Here is a 15,131-nt window from a genome sequence, read left to right on the forward strand (position 1 = left end):
AGCAAAGTAGCGACCGTCTCGATTTAGGAGATTTCGAACACGCCCAGCCATCAATCCTCTCCGTTTGTTACACAATTTGTAACGTCAGAATGGACAGAAAGCCTTCTGTGTCAAGGGTTTGAGCAATTTCAAAGGGATAGACTGGTGCTGCGAGAGAGGATTGAACTCTCGACCTCTCCCTTACCAAGGGAGTGCTCTACCACTGAGCTACCGCAGCCGCCGATGGCGGGGCTTCTGCCATATCGAACCGGCAAGCGCAAGGCCAAGAACGACGCTTCTGTGAAAGCCTTTGCCGGATAGCTTTCAATGACATGGCGGCGCCACAATGTTGGCTATCCCTGAATGGCAGTTGGCCGGTCGCCGGCCGGGGCGGGACGATGAGCGACAAGACAATTCCAGCGAAAAAGGGCGGCACGGACCGCAAGGACCGGCTCGCCGAGCAGTTGCGCGCCAATCTGCAGAAGCGCAAGGCGCAATCGCGCTCGCGCCGTATAGGGGAAGCCGACCAGCGGCCGGACGGGCTCGGTTCGGCCAAGGAAATGCAGAAAGATTAACTCAAATCGGCCATTCTTGGCCCGGATGCTGGGAAATCCTATTTCTTGAACCAGACCGGCCAATGGTCTAGACGGGCCGATACTCAAACGATTGAACCGGCCTTTTTGAGCCGAGAGGGACATTCTCTAATGGATCGCATCAGAATTGTCGGCGGCAACAAGCTTGCCGGAAGCATTCCGATTTCGGGCGCGAAAAACGCCGCTTTGCCGCTGATGATCGCCTCGCTTTTGACCGACGACACGCTGACGCTGGAAAACGTGCCGCATCTGGCCGATGTCGAGCAGCTGATCCGCATCCTCGGCAATCACGGCGTCGACTATTCGGTCAATGGCCGCCGCGAGAAGCAGAATGAGGGCTATTCGCGCACCATCAACTTCTCCGCCCGCAACATCGTCGATACGACGGCGCCCTACGAGCTGGTGTCGAAGATGCGGGCGTCATTCTGGGTGATCGGGCCTCTGCTGGCTCGCATGGGCGAGGCCAAGGTGTCGCTGCCCGGCGGCTGCGCCATCGGCACGCGCCCGGTCGACCTGTTCCTCGAAGGCCTGCAGGCGCTGGGCGCCGATCTCGACGTCGACACCGGCTATGTCATCGCCAAGACCAAGAATGGCCGCCTGATCGGCAACCGCTTTGTGTTCCCCAAGGTCTCGGTCGGCGCCACCCATGTGCTGATGATGGCGGCTTCGCTGGCCAAGGGCGAGACGGTACTGGAAAATGCCGCCTGCGAGCCCGAAATCGTCAACCTCGCCGAATGCCTCAACGCCATGGGCGCCAGGATTTCCGGCGCCGGCACCCCGACCATTACCATCGATGGCGTCGAATCGCTGTCGGGTGCGCGCGTGCGCGTCATCCCCGACCGCATCGAGACCGGCACCTATGCCATGGCTGTCGCCATGACCGGCGGCGACGTCGTGCTGGAAGGTGCGCGTCCCGAGCTGTTGCAGACCGCGCTGGACGTGATTTCGCAGACAGGTGCCGAGATCACGCAGACCAATTCCGGCATCCGCGTGAAGCGCAACGGCGCCGGCATTTCGCCGGTCGATGTGACCACGGCGCCGTTCCCGGCCTTCCCAACCGATCTGCAGGCGCAGTTCATGGGCCTGATGACCATGGCCAAGGGCAAGTCGCGCATCACCGAGACGATCTTCGAGAACCGCTTCATGCACGTCCAGGAACTGGCCCGGCTCGGCGCCCACATCACGCTTTCGGGCCAGACGGCAATCGTCGACGGCGTGGCGAAGCTGAAAGGTGCGCCGGTCATGGCCACCGATCTTCGCGCTTCCGTCTCGCTGGTCATCGCCGGCCTCGCGGCCGAAGGCGAGACCACGGTCAACCGCGTCTACCATCTCGACCGCGGCTTCGAGCGGCTGGAGGAAAAGCTGTCCAACTGCGGCGCTGTGATCGAGCGGATTTCGGCCTGACGATCAGACGGCAGCAGCTTTAGACGGAGAGTGCTCCGTACGGCCTTCATCCCCCTGCCAGTACCGCAAACCCGAGGCAATTGCCTCGGGCGGAAGTCGTGTCGCGGTTGCACCGGCCGGAAAGACCGCCTAACAGAAGGCTGAAACCAACCTTAGGTGCAAATTCCGCATGGCCCTCAAGCTTATCGCGCTCGACGACCAGGATCTGAGCATCGTTTCGGCTCATGTCCAGGACGCTATCCTGAAAGTCAGTGATCTCGAATACCTGCCTGCGGCCAAGCGTTTCGTGCTGACCATGAACCGTTTCGTCTGGGAGGCGAAGTCGGGCCTGTTTCGCCAGCACAATGAGCGGCGGCAGGCCGTGCTGCATTTCGACCGGGTGCTCGGCGCCAAGACCAACGGCATTGCCCGCGACAAGCCGGCCGAGGTGCTGTCCCTGCTGGCGATCAGCTTCATCGAGATCAGCAAGCCGGCCGGCATCGTCGAGCTGATCTTTTCAGGCGGCGGCACCATCATGCTCGATGTCGAGTGCATCGAGGCCCGCCTTGCCGACCTAGGCGGCGCGTGGGAAGCCACGTCGCGTCCCGTCCACAAGGCTTGAGCGCCCCATGGCCATCACGCTTGCCCAGTCCGACACCGATTTCGAGCAGCGTTTCGCCGCTTTCCTCACGACCAAGCGGGAGGTGTCCGCCGATGTCGAGGCCGCGGTGCGCGCGATCATCGCGCGGGTGCGCGCCGAGGGCGATGCAGCACTGATCGACTATTCCAGCCGATTCGACCGCGCCGACCTCAAGAGCGTCGGCATTGCCGTATCGAAGGCCGAAATCGCCCGCGCCTATGACGGCGCCGATGCACAGACGATCAAGGCGCTCGAATTCGCACGCGACCGCATCCGCGCCTATCATCAGCAGCAGCTGCCGAAGGACAATCGCTATACGGATGCCGCCGGGGTCGAGCTCGGCTGGCGCTGGACGGCGATCGAAGCCGTCGGGCTCTACGTGCCGGGCGGTACCGCCAGCTATCCGAGCTCGGTGCTGATGAACGCCATACCGGCCAAGGTCGCCGGCGTCGACCGCATCGCGATCTGCGTGCCCGCCTCCGGCGGCGCCATACCACCGCTGGTGCTGGTGGCGGCCGACATCGCTGGCGTTTCCGAAATTTACCGCGTCGGCGGTGCCCAGGCGATCGCTGCCCTCGCCTATGGCACAGAAACGATAAAGCCGGTGGCCAAGGTCGTCGGCCCGGGTAATGCCTATGTGGCAGCGGCCAAGCGACAGGTGTTCGGCACCGTCGGCATCGATATGATCGCCGGCCCCTCGGAAGTGCTTGTGGTGGCCGACGGCAACAATGATCCCGACTGGATCGCCGCCGATCTGCTCGCCCAGGCCGAACACGATGTGTCGGCGCAATCGATCCTGATCACCGACGATCCGGCCTTCGGCAAAGCGGTCGAACAGGCGGTCGAACGGCAGTTGCAGAGCCTGCCGCGCGGCGAGACGGCCGCGGCGAGCTGGCGTGATTTCGGCGCGGTGATCCTGATCCCCACCATCGATGCCGCGCTGCCGCTGGTCGACCGCATCGCGGCCGAACATGTCGAGCTGGCCATCGACGATGCCGAAGGTTTCCTGGGGCGGATGCGCAATGCCGGTGCCGTCTTTCTCGGCCGCCACACGCCGGAAGCCATCGGCGACTATGTCGGCGGCTCCAACCATGTGCTGCCGACCGCACGCTCGGCGCGTTTCTCGTCAGGCTTGTCCGTCCTCGATTTCGTCAAGCGCACCTCAGTCCTCAAGCTTGGGCCGGAACAGCTGCGCCTTTTGGCGCCGGCAGCGATCGCGCTGGCCAAGGCGGAAGGCCTCGACGCGCACGGACGCTCCGTCGCCATACGGCTGAACATGTAGGCCAATATGTCGGACTACGATCGAACCCGCGCCAGGCTGATCGATGTCGAACTCGACGAATCGATCGGCCGTTCGACACCCGATGTCGAGCACGAACGCGCGGTGGCGATATTCGACCTGATCGAGGAGAACAGCTTTCAACCCGTCAATGACGGAGGCGCCGGTCCCTACCGGCTGAAACTGTCGCTGGCCGAGCAGCGCCTGGTCTTTGCCGTGGCGCGCGAGGATGGTGCCGCCGTGGTCACCCACATCCTGTCGCTGACGCCGCTAAGGCGCATCGTCAAGGATTACTACATGATCTGCGAAAGCTATTACGATGCCATCCGCTCCTCGACGCCGAGCCATATCGAGGCGATCGACATGGGCCGGCGCGGTTTGCACAATGAAGGTTCGCAGACGCTGATGGACCGGCTCTCCGGCAAGATCGACATCGACTTCGACACGGCGCGACGGCTGTTCACGCTGGTCTGCGTGCTGCACTGGCGGGGCTAGCCCTGACACCCGGCGCCCTGCCCCGCTCGATCCTGTTCCTGTGCGGCATGAATGCCGTGCGCTCGCCAATGGCCGAGCAGCTGGCGCGTCGGATGCTGCCCGCCACCATTTTCGTCGCCTCGGCCGGTGTCCGCGCAGGCGAACGCGACCCGTTCGTCGATGCCGTGCTGGCCGAGGATGGCCTGTCGCTGGGCGAACGTCATCCGAGGACGCTGGACGACCTTGAGGACGACTATTTCGACCTGATCGTGACGCTGGCGCCTGAAGCCCACCATGCCGCGCTGGAGCTCACCCGCTCGCTCGCCGTCGAGGTCGAATACTGGCCGACACAGGACCCGACCGGTGCCAGCGGCACGCGCGAGCAGATCATGGCGGCCTACCGCGACGTGCGCGAGCGGCTGAAGTTGCGCATAAGCCGACGTTTTTTGCTTCCAGAAGCAAAAAACGCGACGGATTAAGCGTGTTCACAAGCGGACGATTATCATATAGGTTCCGCCGAAATTCCGGCTAGAGTCGGATGATTTCAGGTCTGTTCGACCTGAAATCATCCGACTCTAAATCAAAGAAGTAGAGCATGATGTCGTCCGAAAACCGCTTCACACTTTTCGGCATCATGCTCTAAGCGCCGGAACTGCAATCCAAGCAAAGGTATCGAATGCCGAAGGAAGAAGTCCTCGAGTTTCCGGGTGTCGTGACGGAATTATTGCCCAACGCGATGTTCCGGGTGAAGCTCGAAAACGAACACGAGATCATCGCCCATACGGCCGGCCGCATGCGCAAGAACCGCATCCGCGTGCTGACCGGCGACAAGGTTCTGGTCGAGATGACGCCATACGACCTGACCAAGGGCCGCATCACCTACCGCTTCAAGTAAGATCAAGGCTCGGCCGGAACGCGATGAGCATTTTGCAGAAGCTGGTGCTTGCCTCGGGTTCGCCGCGCCGCATCGAACTGTTGCAGCAGGCCGGTATCGAGCCGGACCGTATCCTGCCAGGCGATATCGACGAAACGCCGCTGCGTGCCGAACACCCGCGCTCGCTGGCCAAGCGGCTGTCGAAGGAAAAGGCCGAGAAGGCGTTCGCGTCGCTGAAGACCGAGACGGACTATGCGCCAAGCTTCGTGCTGGCCGCCGACACGGTGGTCGCGGTCGGGCGGCGCATCCTGCCCAAGGCCGAGACACTGGACGACGCCGCCAACTGCCTCGGGCTGCTGTCCGGTCGTTCGCACCGTGTCTATTCCGGCATCTGCCTGATCACGCCGGGCGGCAAGCTGCGCCAGCGGCTGGTCGAGACGCGGGTGCGTTTCAAGCGGCTGCCACGCGAGGAGATCGACGCCTATGTCGCCTCGGGCGAGTGGCGCGGCAAGGCCGGCGGCTATGCCGTCCAGGGTCTCGCCGGCTCCTTCGTCGTCAAATTGGTCGGCTCCTACACCAACATCGTCGGCCTGCCGCTCTATGAGACGGTAGCGCTGCTATCGGGCGAAGGCTTCAAGACCCATCAGAGCTGGCTGTCCGCGCGGCCATGAATTCCGATTCCAAAGTTACGCCGCTGCGCCCAAAACGCCCTTGTCCCGAATGCGGCAAGCCGTCGGCGCGCGACACCTTTCCGTTCTGCTCGACGCGCTGCAAGGACATCGACCTCAACCGCTGGCTGAAGGGCGCCTATGTCATCAAGGCCCGCGACGACGAGGAAGAACCGGACACCGACGAGCCGAAATAAGGCCAGCGCCGCCGGTCAGGCCGCGACGGTCTGGCGGTTTGTTCGCGCCCAGGCCGGCAGCCAATCGCCGTGAGCCGCCAAGAGATCACCGACCAGTGACCAGATCTGGTCGAGATCGAGTTCTGCTGCCGTATGCGGGTCCATCATCGCTGCGTGGTAGATGTGCTCGCGGTTCTCGGTCATCAGCGCCCGCACCGTCAGCTCCTGGACGTTGATGTTGGTACGGATCAGCGCTGTCAGTTGCGGCGGCAGCTCGCCTATGTAGGTCGGCTGGATGCCGGAGGCATCGACCAGGCACGGCACTTCGGCGGCGCAATCGTGCGGCAGCGAGGTGATGCAGCCATTGTTGCGGACATTGCCGTAGATCACCGACGGCTCGCCGGTCCAGACCGAATTCATGATCGAGGAGGCATATTCCCGAGACTGCTCGACCTCGATGCGGTCGGCCGAACGATAGGCTTCAGCCTGGCCCTTCCAGCGCTCGATCTGTTCGATGCAGCGCTTGGGATATTCGTCGAGCGGAATGCCGTATTTCTCGATCAGATCGGGGCGGCCTTCCTTGATGAAATAAGGCGTGTATTCGGCGAAATGCTCCGAGCTTTCGGTGACGAAATAGCCGAGCCTGATCAGCATCTCGTAGCGCACCTTGTTGGGGCAGCGCGGGTTCCAGCCGGGTTTTGGCGCGCGGCCTTCGCGATAGGCGCGCACAAGGTCGGGATAGAGGTCGCGATAGGAACCGTCGGGCTGGCGGTGCTCGAAACTGAGATAGAAGGCCATGTGGTTGATGCCGGCCGAGCGATAGCGGATCTCGTCATAGGGAAGGTCGAGATCTTCAGCCAGCTCCATCGCCGTGCCCTGCACCGAATGGCAGAGGCCGACCTGCCTGATGTCAGGGTATTTCTCTGATATCGCCCAGGTGTTGATCGCCATCGGGTTGACGTATTGCAGCATGATCGCTTGCGGGCATACGGCGAGCATGTCCTCGCAGATCTTCCACAGATGCGGCACGGTTCTCAAGCCCCGCATGATGCCGCCAACGCCAAGCGTGTCGGCGATGGTCTGGCGCAGGCCGTATTTTTTCGGCACGTCGAAATCGGTGACGGTGCACGGCTCATAGCCGCCGATCTGGAAGGCGACGACGACGAAATCCGCCCCGGCAAGTGCCTTGCGCTGGTCGGAATAGGTCTCGGCCTTTGCCTTGACGCCGAGCGTCGCGATCAGCTTGTTGACGACGATGGCGCTTTCTTCGAGGCGCTGCGGGTTGATGTCCATCAGCGCGATCGTCGCGCCCGAAAGTGCTGGCCGCTGCAGCACGTCGCCAACAATGTTCTTCATGAACACCGTCGAGCCGGCGCCGATAAAAGTGATCCTGGGATGTCTTGCCATGCTGGTCTCCGGCATATGTTCAGGCCACGTCGAATGCGGCCCTGACGAGCCGTTCGGTGTAGGCGGTCTTGGGATGGGTGAGGACCTCGTCGACGGGGCCCTGCTCGACGATCTTGCCGTGCTGCATGACGATGACGCGGTGGCACAGCGCGCGCACGACCTTGAGGTCGTGCGAGATGAACAGGTAGCTCAGACCGCGTTCGTCCTGCAGCTTGCGCAACAGGTCGATGATCTGCGCCTGGACGGAGAGGTCGAGCGCCGATGTCGGTTCGTCGAGTAGGATGAATTCGGGTTCGAGCGCGATGGCGCGGGCGATGGCGACACGCTGCCGCTGGCCACCGGAGAATTCGTGCGGGAACCGCGAAAGAATATCACCAGGCATGCCGGCGCTGACCAGCGCCTCGCGCACCCGGTCGACCCGCTCGGCCCGCGTCGCGCCGATGCTGTTGACGATCAGCCCTTCCTCGATGATCTGGCCGATCGTCATGCGCGGATTGAGTGAGGAGAACGGATCCTGGAAGACGATCTGCATGCGTGAGCGCAGCGGCCGCATCTCGTTGCGCGACAGGCCGTGGATCGGCTGACCATCGAAACGGATCTCGCCGCGCTTGGCGTCGGTCAATCTCAGCAGTGCCTGGCCGAAGGTGGTCTTGCCGGAGCCGGATTCGCCGACCAGCCCCAGCGTCTCGTGGCGGCAAAGCTTCAGGCCGAGATCGTCGACGGCGACCAGTTCGCGCCAGTCCGGCTTCAGGAAGCTGCCATGCCGCAGCATGAAGCAGACGCGCACGCCATTCGCCTCGAGGATGGTGCCGCTGCCCTCAGGCAGCGGTTGCGGCCGCCCGCGCGGCTCGGAGGCAAGCAGCCGCTGCGTGTAGGGATGCTGTGGATCGGCAAACAGCCGTTCGGTGACGTTGTGCTCGCACATCTCGCCATGCTGCATGACATAGACGTAGTCGGAGAATTTGCGCACCACGGTGAGGTCGTGGGTGATGAGGATCACCGCCATCCGCAGCTCTTTCTGCAGATTGCGGATCAGGTTGAGGATCTGCGCCTGGACGGTGACGTCGAGCGCGGTCGTCGGCTCGTCGGCGATCAAGACGTCGGGATTGTTGGCCAGCGCCATGGCGATCATCACGCGCTGCCGCTGCCCGCCCGAAAGCTGGTGCGGGTATTGCTTGAGCCGTGCCTCGGGCTCGGGGATCTGTACATGCCGCAGCAGCTCGAGCGCCCGTGCCCAGGCCGCCTTGCGGCTTACCTTGCGGTGCACCCGGATCGCCTCGACGATCTGGCTGCCGACCGTATAGATCGGGTTGAGCGAGCTCATCGGCTCCTGGAAGATCATCGAGATGCGGTTGCCGCGCAGTTTGCGCCGCTCGCGCTCCGGGAATTCCAGGATGTTCTGTCCGTCGTAACAGACGCTCGATCGGGGCGACACGGTGGCCCGCCGCGACAATAGCCCCATGACGGCGCGCGCCGTCACCGACTTGCCAGAACCGGATTCGCCGACAATGGCGATCGTTTCGCCGCGATAGAGCTGGAACGAGATGTCCTTGACCGCTTCGACAACGCCGTGTTCGACCTTGAAGGCCACCTCGATGTTGCGGGCATCGATGATGGGCTGGTCCTGGCGCCCGTCATGGTCATGACGAACGATGGGTGCGAACGATTCGGCGAGCGCGACGGTCATCCCAGCCACCTCAATAAGGGTCGACGGCATCGCGCAGGCCGTCGCCCAGCGCGTTGAAGGCGAAAACGGTGATCAGCACAAAACCGACCGGCGACAGGATCCAGGGATAAGTGCCGATGACGGAGTAGGTCGCGGTGTCCTGCAGCATCAGCCCCCACGAGATCAGCGGCGGCTTGACCGCGAAGCCGAGGAAACCGAGGAAGGATTCCAAGAGCACCACCGTCGGGATCGCCAATGTCACGGCGACGATCACATGGCTCATCACATTGGGAAAGATGTGCTGCAAGATGATGCGCCGGTCGGTGGCGCCGACCGCCATGGCGGCGCGCACATATTCGATGCGCGCCAGCGCCAGCGTCTTGCCGCGCACCTCGCGCGACATCTGCGCCCAGCCCAGCGCCGACATGACGATGATGACGAAGGCGAGGAAGACATTGGTCGGCGCGGTGACCGGGATCAGCGTCGTCAGCGCCAGATAGAGCGGCAGCTGCGGGAAGGCGAGCACCAGTTCGACGAAGCGCTGCATCCAGATATCGAACCTGCCGCCGAAATAGCCGGAGACCATGCCGACCGTGGTGCCGATGACGGTGATGATGAAGACGACCGTCAGCGCGATCATCAGCGAGACGCGCGAACCGTGGATGGCGCGCGACAGCACATCGCGGCCGAACTTGTCGGTGCCGAGGAAATGCACCGGCTGGCCGTCCATCGAGGCGAAGAAATGCCGGTCCGCCGGGATCAGTCCGAGGAGCTTGTAGGGCGCGCCCTCGACAAAGAAGCCGAGCAGCCTCGGGTGATCGTAGTCGGGGCCGACGATGGGCTGGAAGGTGACCGGATCGAGGTCGGCCGAATCGGCCAGCGCATAGACCCGCGGCCGCGCGACGAAATTGCCGTCCTTGTCGTGGAAGGACGGCAGTTGCGGCGGCGCGAAGCCGACATCGGTCGCCTTCGGATCCATCGGCGCCAGGAATTCGGCGAACACGGCCATCACCAGCAGCAGCACGACGAGCCAAAGCCCGGCCATGCCGGTCCAGGAGCGCTTCAGCCGGCGCCAGACAAGCGCGATGTAGCTCTCATTGCCGCGCGCCGGTTTGGCTACGATGGGGCCTTCGGCCGGCAGCGGCGGGGGTGATGGATCGCGCGCCAGCATCTAGCTCTCCCCATACTGGCGGATGCGGGGGTCGAGCAGGACGAGCAGCATGTCGGCGATGATGTTGCCGACGATCAGCGTCGCCGACAGCACCATCATGAAGGTGGCGGTGACATAGACGTCGCCGACCGCCATCGAGCCGACGATCGCCGGACCGACGGTCGGCAGCGCGAAGATGATCGCCGTCTCGATCTCGCCGGTGAGCATGTAGGGCAGCACCACGCCCTGATACATGACCAGCGGATGCAGCGCATTGGGCACGGCGTGGCGCATGACGACGGCGGCGCCGGTGAGGCCCTTGGCTCTCGCCGTCTCGACATATTGGGCGTTCAGCGTATCGAGCAGATTGCCGCGCATCACGCGCATATTGTAGGCGAGGCCGCCGAATGTGGCGATCGCCACCACCGGCCAGACATGCTTGACCAGGTCGACGAACTTCGCCCACGACCATGGCGCGCCGCCATATTGCGGCGAGAAGAACGACCCGATCTCCGAGACGTTGAACTGGAAGACCAGCAGATAGACGATGATCAGCGCCATCAGGAAGCGCGGCACCGTCATGCCTAGGAAGGAGATGGCCGACAGCGTCGTGTCGATCCAGGTGTATTGCCTTGTCGCCGCCCATATTCCGAACGTGATACCAAGCACCGAGGCGAGCAAATGGCAGACCAGCGCCAGGAGCAGCGTGCGCGGCAGGCGCTCGCCGACGACGTCGGCCACCGGCTTGTTGTAGTAGAGGCTGTAGCCGAAATCGCCGCGGGTGACGATGCCGCCGATCCAGTTGAGATACTGGACGGGCAGCGGCTTATCGAGGCCGTGTTCGACGCGGTAGGCCTGGGCCTGCGCATCGGCTTCGGCGAAGGACGCGCCGCCCTGGTTGATCAGCTGCGAGCGGATGTAGTCGGCATAGTCGCCGGGTGGCGCCTGGATGATGGCGAAGGTGACGAGGCTCAAGATGGCGAGGACCGGAATTGCCGACGCTATGCGCATAGCCAAGAATCGCAGCATGGACGGTCCGCTTCCTCATCTCGCCGGACGCTCCCATCGAGGGGCGTTCGGAGGGTTGGTCTGTCCCGGCCGCGCCAGCAGCGCGGCCGGGTCTCTCTTGGTCAGGGGAGGTAAACTTACATCGGGCCCTTGTCTCCAGGGTTGCCGGGAAGCTCTTGCGGGAACAGTTCGTATTTCGCCTGCTTGTCGGCCTTGACGAAGACCCTTTCGCGGATGATCGAATCCTCTGCCCAGTTGAACATGAAGATCGGCGTGCCCTGCGGAATGTTCGAGAAGCGCTTGTTGACGATCAGCGCGCCAGGATATTCCGTCAGGCCGACATTGTAGACATGTTCCGTCGAGATCTTCTGGAAGTCTCTCATCAGGCTGGCGCGCTTGTCATTGTCCTCTGACGCGACAAACTTGTTGACGATGTCGACGAGGTCTTTCTCGAAGGGCATCAGGTCGACCTCGCCGCTTTCCGGCGCGCGGTGGTTCCAGCTGGTCTTCGGGCCGACGGGCGCGAGCTGTTCGGTGTTCTGCACGACTGAGGTCAATTCCTGGTCGTTGCGCCTGATCAGCCAGTCGAAACGGCCGGAGTATTGCGAGGCATCGCGCTGGGTGCCGTTGAGACCGTTGAGCACGACCCGAAGCCCGAGCTTTTCCATTTGCGCGACGACGCCTTCGGCGAGGCTCTTGTCCGTGCCGTAGTCATTGTTGACCAGCATCACGATCTCGACGTTCTTGCCGCCGGCGGTGCCAGCTGGAAAATTCACGAAACCGTCGCCGTCTGTATCCTTGAGGCCGGCCTTGGCAAGTTCGGCCTTGGCGCCCGCGAGGTCGAAGGGATAGTAGACGGTCGACTTGCGGTCATAGAAGCTGGTGCCCGAGGAGAAGCCGCCGGGATAGATGGCGGTGAACGGCCCCTTGACCAGCGAGTCGCCGAGCGCCTTGCGGTCGAGCGCCATGGTGACGGCCTTGCGGAAATCCTCGTTGCGGTTCAGCTCACGCACCGCCTGGCTGCGCTCGTCCGGGTTGCCCCAGCCATTGGCGGAATAGTTCAGGCGCAGATTGTAGCCGATGAGCCGCGGGCCGAAGGCCAACCGTGCCGGCGCGTTCGCTTCCGCCGCGCGCTTCAGCGAGGCGACGAAGTTTTCCGGTTGCTCGAGGTTGGAGAAGTCGGCTGAGCCGGCGACCGCCTGGACGTCTCGGTCGGCCCAGGTCGACAGCTTGTACTGCAGCTCGTTGAGGTAAGGCAGCTGGTTGCCCTTCTCGTCGACCTTCCAGTAGTAGGGGTTGCGGCGCATGACGATGATGTCGTCCGCGCGATACTCGACCGGCACCCAGGCGCCCATCACCGGCATGTTCATATATTCCGGCGGGAAGGCGTTCTTGAACTGGTCGTAGGTGTTCTTCGAATATTTCGGATGCTGCGGCTTCAATATGTGCGCGGGGCCGGGGCAGAAGGTGCCGTAGGCCATGGCGTAGAGGTATTGTTTCGGGAAGGCGTCCTTGAAGGTCCACTCGACGGTATAGTCGTCGATCTTCTTCAGCGTCGTGCCGACACCGAAGGTTTCCTGCGTCGCGCCGTTGAGCGGCGAGACGTTCGGGTCGACCACCTCGTCGTCCCAGTAGAACATGACGTCGTCGGCGTTGAAGGCCACGCCATCGGACCATTTGGCGCCCTCGATCAGATGCATGGTCAGCTTGTGGCCGTCCTTCGACCAGTCCCAGCTTTTGGCGAGGTTCGGCAGCGGCTCGGTGTCCTTGGCTTCGACCTGGAACAGCGGTGCCGTGCGTGTCAGGCACTCGGAGAGGCCGATATCGATGCCGCCCCAACCTTGCGTCTGGCCGGCGCCATAATTCCAGCCTTCCGGCCGTCCACCGATGACATGGCGCATCGTGTCGCCATAGACGCCGATGCCATCAGGCATGTTGGCCGTCTTAAAGACCAGCGGCTCCTTCGGCAGCCTGTCCTTCACCGGCGGCAGCTTGCCGGTCTTGACGTATTTTTCAGTCACCCAGTCGGGCTCGTGATATTCCGGCAGCGCCTTGAACTCCAGGATGGAGTCGCGCGCCACGAACTTGATCTTGCCCTCGGCCGGAAATGTCGCCGGCGTCGGCGGGACCGTCGGTTCGGAAGCGAAAGCGTTGAGTGCCGGAACGGAGACGCTCAGCGCCAGTCCGGCGGCAATGCCAATGCTGCGTAGGTTCCTCATTATCTCCTCCCTCGTGTTCAGATATCTGCTGCTGCGCGTCTTCTGCCTGGACGCCGACTGCGGTGGACCTGCCTCCTAAGGTCCGCCGCCGCGCCCGGGCTTCAGCCGGTCTGCTTCAGCGCGGCCTTTTCGGCGCGCAATTCGTCGATCGAGCGCACGTTTCGCCGCGCGGCACCGGCCCATTCGCGGGTCTTGACCGCGGATTTCGACAGCCGCTCTTTTGCCGCCGGAACCGCATGCGCGTATTGCGGCAGCCAGGCGGCCTGGGCGACGACCATTTCGTCGACCATCTGCCAGACTTCCTCCGGCGTCGACACCGCGCCGACCAGCGGGTCATGCAGAACGGCGAGCTTCAAGAGATCGATGTCGCCTGATATCGCGGCATGGACCGACATGCGCTGGACATTGATCGAGGCGATGCAGGTGGCCGCACAGGCTTCCGGCAGCGTAATGCCGGCGGCCATGTTGATGCCGAAACGGTCGACGAAGCCGGGCGACTCGATGATGGCGTCCTGCGGCAAATTGGTGATCACGCCGTCATTCCTGACGTTGAAGTGGCCGCGATAGACGCGGTTGGTCTCCAGCGCCTCCAATATATGGCTGGCATGCTCGTTGGAGCGCTTTGCCGGATCGATCGGCTTCGACGCCGCTTCGAGGAATTGCGGATACTCCGTTTCGAACCAGTTGCGGGTTTCGGTGGAGTAGCGGAGATAGCCACCGGTCTCGCCATGAATCCAGTCCGACATGTCGATCCAGCGCGTGATTTCCTCGGGCCGCTTGCGGTACCAGGGCAGATATTCCGAGAGATGACCGTTGCTCTCGGTCGAATAGACGCCGAAGCGCTTCAAGACATCGATGCGCAGCTTTTCCTGCTGGGAATAGACCGGGTGCGCCTCGAAAGCGGCAATCAGCTCGTCCTTGCCGATCTTGCGGCCGTTCAGCCGCAGATCGATGAACCAGGTCTGGTGATTGATGCCGGAACAGACATAGTCGAGCTCGTGCCTGGATTTCGCACCCAGCACCTCGGCGATCTGCTCGGCGCCGTGCTGGACGCCGTGACAGAGCCCGACCGTGTCGACCTTGCCATACTCGATCGCCGCCCAGGTGTTCATCGCCATCGGGTTGGCGTAGTTGAGGAATTTGGCGTTCGTGTCGGCAACCTCGCGGATATCCTTGCAGAAATCGAGGATCACCGGGATGTTGCGCTGGCCATAGAGGATGCCGCCGGCGCAGATCGTGTCGCCGACGCACTGGTCGATGCCATATTTCAGCGGAATCCTGATGTCGTCGGCATAGGCTTCGAGCCCGCCGACCCGCACGCAGCTGATGACATAGCGCGCGCCTTCGAGTGCCTTGCGGCGATCGGTTGTCGCCGTCACTTTTGTCGGCAATCCGTTCGCCTCGACGATCCTGTCGAGGATCGCCTTGATCATCCCGAGATTGTGCTCGCTGAGGTCGGTCAGCGCGAACTCGACATCCTTGAATTCGGGCACGCACAGTATGTCGGTGAACAGTTTCTTGGTGAATCCGACACTGCCGGCACCGATGATAGCGATTTTGAAACTCATCAGCCGCACCTCATCTTATTCCAATGACAGGCCGGAAATGACAGGGA

Annotated in this window: 15 protein-coding genes and 1 tRNA gene; 9 read left to right on the forward strand and 7 right to left on the reverse strand. The window is 62.9% G+C overall.

Annotation, left to right across the window (positions count from 1 at the left end):
• Positions 1 to 142: 142 nt before the first annotated feature.
• Positions 143 to 217 (reverse strand) — tRNA-Thr (locus DBIPINDM_RS11120).
• A gap of 160 nt (positions 218 to 377) precedes the next feature.
• On the opposite strand from DBIPINDM_RS11120, the gene DBIPINDM_RS11125 reads away from it, so the two are divergent.
• The 9 genes from DBIPINDM_RS11125 to yacG all read left to right on the forward strand — a co-directional run bounded on the left by DBIPINDM_RS11125 (position 378) and on the right by yacG (position 6,087).
• The gene (locus tag DBIPINDM_RS11125; protein ID WP_258585762.1) at positions 378 to 554 is read left to right on the forward strand and encodes a hypothetical protein; all 177 of its coding nucleotides are present in this window, start codon (positions 378 to 380) and stop codon (positions 552 to 554) included.
• A 129-nt stretch (positions 555 to 683) separates the two neighbouring features.
• The gene (murA, locus tag DBIPINDM_RS11130) at positions 684 to 1,976 is read left to right on the forward strand and encodes a UDP-N-acetylglucosamine 1-carboxyvinyltransferase (protein ID WP_258585763.1); all 1,293 of its coding nucleotides are present in this window, start codon (positions 684 to 686) and stop codon (positions 1,974 to 1,976) included.
• A 169-nt stretch (positions 1,977 to 2,145) separates the two neighbouring features.
• Positions 2,146 to 2,577 (forward strand): DUF2948 family protein, encoded by a 432-nt coding sequence (locus tag DBIPINDM_RS11135; protein ID WP_258585764.1) that lies wholly within the window; start codon positions 2,146 to 2,148, stop codon positions 2,575 to 2,577.
• Between the two features lie 7 nt (positions 2,578 to 2,584).
• Positions 2,585 to 3,877, forward strand: coding sequence for a histidinol dehydrogenase (hisD, locus tag DBIPINDM_RS11140; protein WP_258585765.1), 1,293 nt, complete (start codon positions 2,585 to 2,587; stop codon positions 3,875 to 3,877).
• Between the two features lie 6 nt (positions 3,878 to 3,883).
• Positions 3,884 to 4,369: a UPF0262 family protein gene (locus DBIPINDM_RS11145; protein ID WP_095198256.1), complete on the forward strand. Its 486-nt coding sequence runs from the start codon at positions 3,884 to 3,886 to the stop codon at positions 4,367 to 4,369.
• Between the two features lie 47 nt (positions 4,370 to 4,416).
• Positions 4,417 to 4,827, forward strand: coding sequence for a low molecular weight phosphatase family protein (locus DBIPINDM_RS11150; protein ID WP_258585766.1), 411 nt, complete (start codon positions 4,417 to 4,419; stop codon positions 4,825 to 4,827).
• 197 nt (positions 4,828 to 5,024) lie between these two features.
• Positions 5,025 to 5,243: a translation initiation factor IF-1 gene (gene infA / locus DBIPINDM_RS11155; RefSeq protein ID WP_006200926.1), complete on the forward strand. Its 219-nt coding sequence runs from the start codon at positions 5,025 to 5,027 to the stop codon at positions 5,241 to 5,243.
• A gap of 23 nt (positions 5,244 to 5,266) precedes the next feature.
• A complete protein-coding gene (locus DBIPINDM_RS11160; protein ID WP_258585767.1) occupies positions 5,267 to 5,893 on the forward strand; it encodes a Maf-like protein in 627 nt (208 codons plus the stop codon).
• Positions 5,890 to 6,087, forward strand: coding sequence for a DNA gyrase inhibitor YacG (yacG, locus tag DBIPINDM_RS11165; RefSeq protein ID WP_258585768.1), 198 nt, complete (start codon positions 5,890 to 5,892; stop codon positions 6,085 to 6,087). The genes DBIPINDM_RS11160 and yacG overlap by 4 nt, the downstream gene beginning before the upstream one ends.
• A gap of 15 nt (positions 6,088 to 6,102) precedes the next feature.
• Here the strand turns inward: yacG and DBIPINDM_RS11170 are convergent, their stop codons facing one another.
• The 6 genes from DBIPINDM_RS11170 to DBIPINDM_RS11195 form a co-directional block, all read right to left on the reverse strand.
• A complete protein-coding gene (locus DBIPINDM_RS11170) occupies positions 6,103 to 7,473 on the reverse strand; it encodes an alpha-glucosidase/alpha-galactosidase (RefSeq protein ID WP_258585769.1) in 1,371 nt (456 codons plus the stop codon).
• Between the two features lie 19 nt (positions 7,474 to 7,492).
• Complete coding sequence (locus tag DBIPINDM_RS11175; protein WP_258585770.1) at positions 7,493 to 9,160, reverse strand: ABC transporter ATP-binding protein; 1,668 nt, start codon at positions 9,158 to 9,160, stop codon at positions 7,493 to 7,495.
• Positions 9,161 to 9,170: 10 nt separating this feature from the next.
• Positions 9,171 to 10,310, reverse strand: coding sequence for an ABC transporter permease (locus DBIPINDM_RS11180; RefSeq protein ID WP_258585771.1), 1,140 nt, complete (start codon positions 10,308 to 10,310; stop codon positions 9,171 to 9,173).
• Positions 10,311 to 11,318: an ABC transporter permease gene (locus DBIPINDM_RS11185; protein ID WP_258585772.1), complete on the reverse strand. Its 1,008-nt coding sequence runs from the start codon at positions 11,316 to 11,318 to the stop codon at positions 10,311 to 10,313. It lies immediately after the preceding gene.
• A 116-nt stretch (positions 11,319 to 11,434) separates the two neighbouring features.
• Entirely contained in the window at positions 11,435 to 13,516 is a 2,082-nt protein-coding gene (locus tag DBIPINDM_RS11190) for an ABC transporter substrate-binding protein (protein WP_258585773.1), read from the reverse strand.
• A 101-nt stretch (positions 13,517 to 13,617) separates the two neighbouring features.
• Positions 13,618 to 15,084, reverse strand: coding sequence for an alpha-glucosidase/alpha-galactosidase (locus DBIPINDM_RS11195; RefSeq protein ID WP_258585774.1), 1,467 nt, complete (start codon positions 15,082 to 15,084; stop codon positions 13,618 to 13,620).
• Positions 15,085 to 15,131: the final 47 nt, after the last annotated feature.

Source organism: Mesorhizobium sp. AR02 (assembly GCF_024746835.1).
GTDB lineage: Bacteria > Pseudomonadota > Alphaproteobacteria > Rhizobiales > Rhizobiaceae > Mesorhizobium.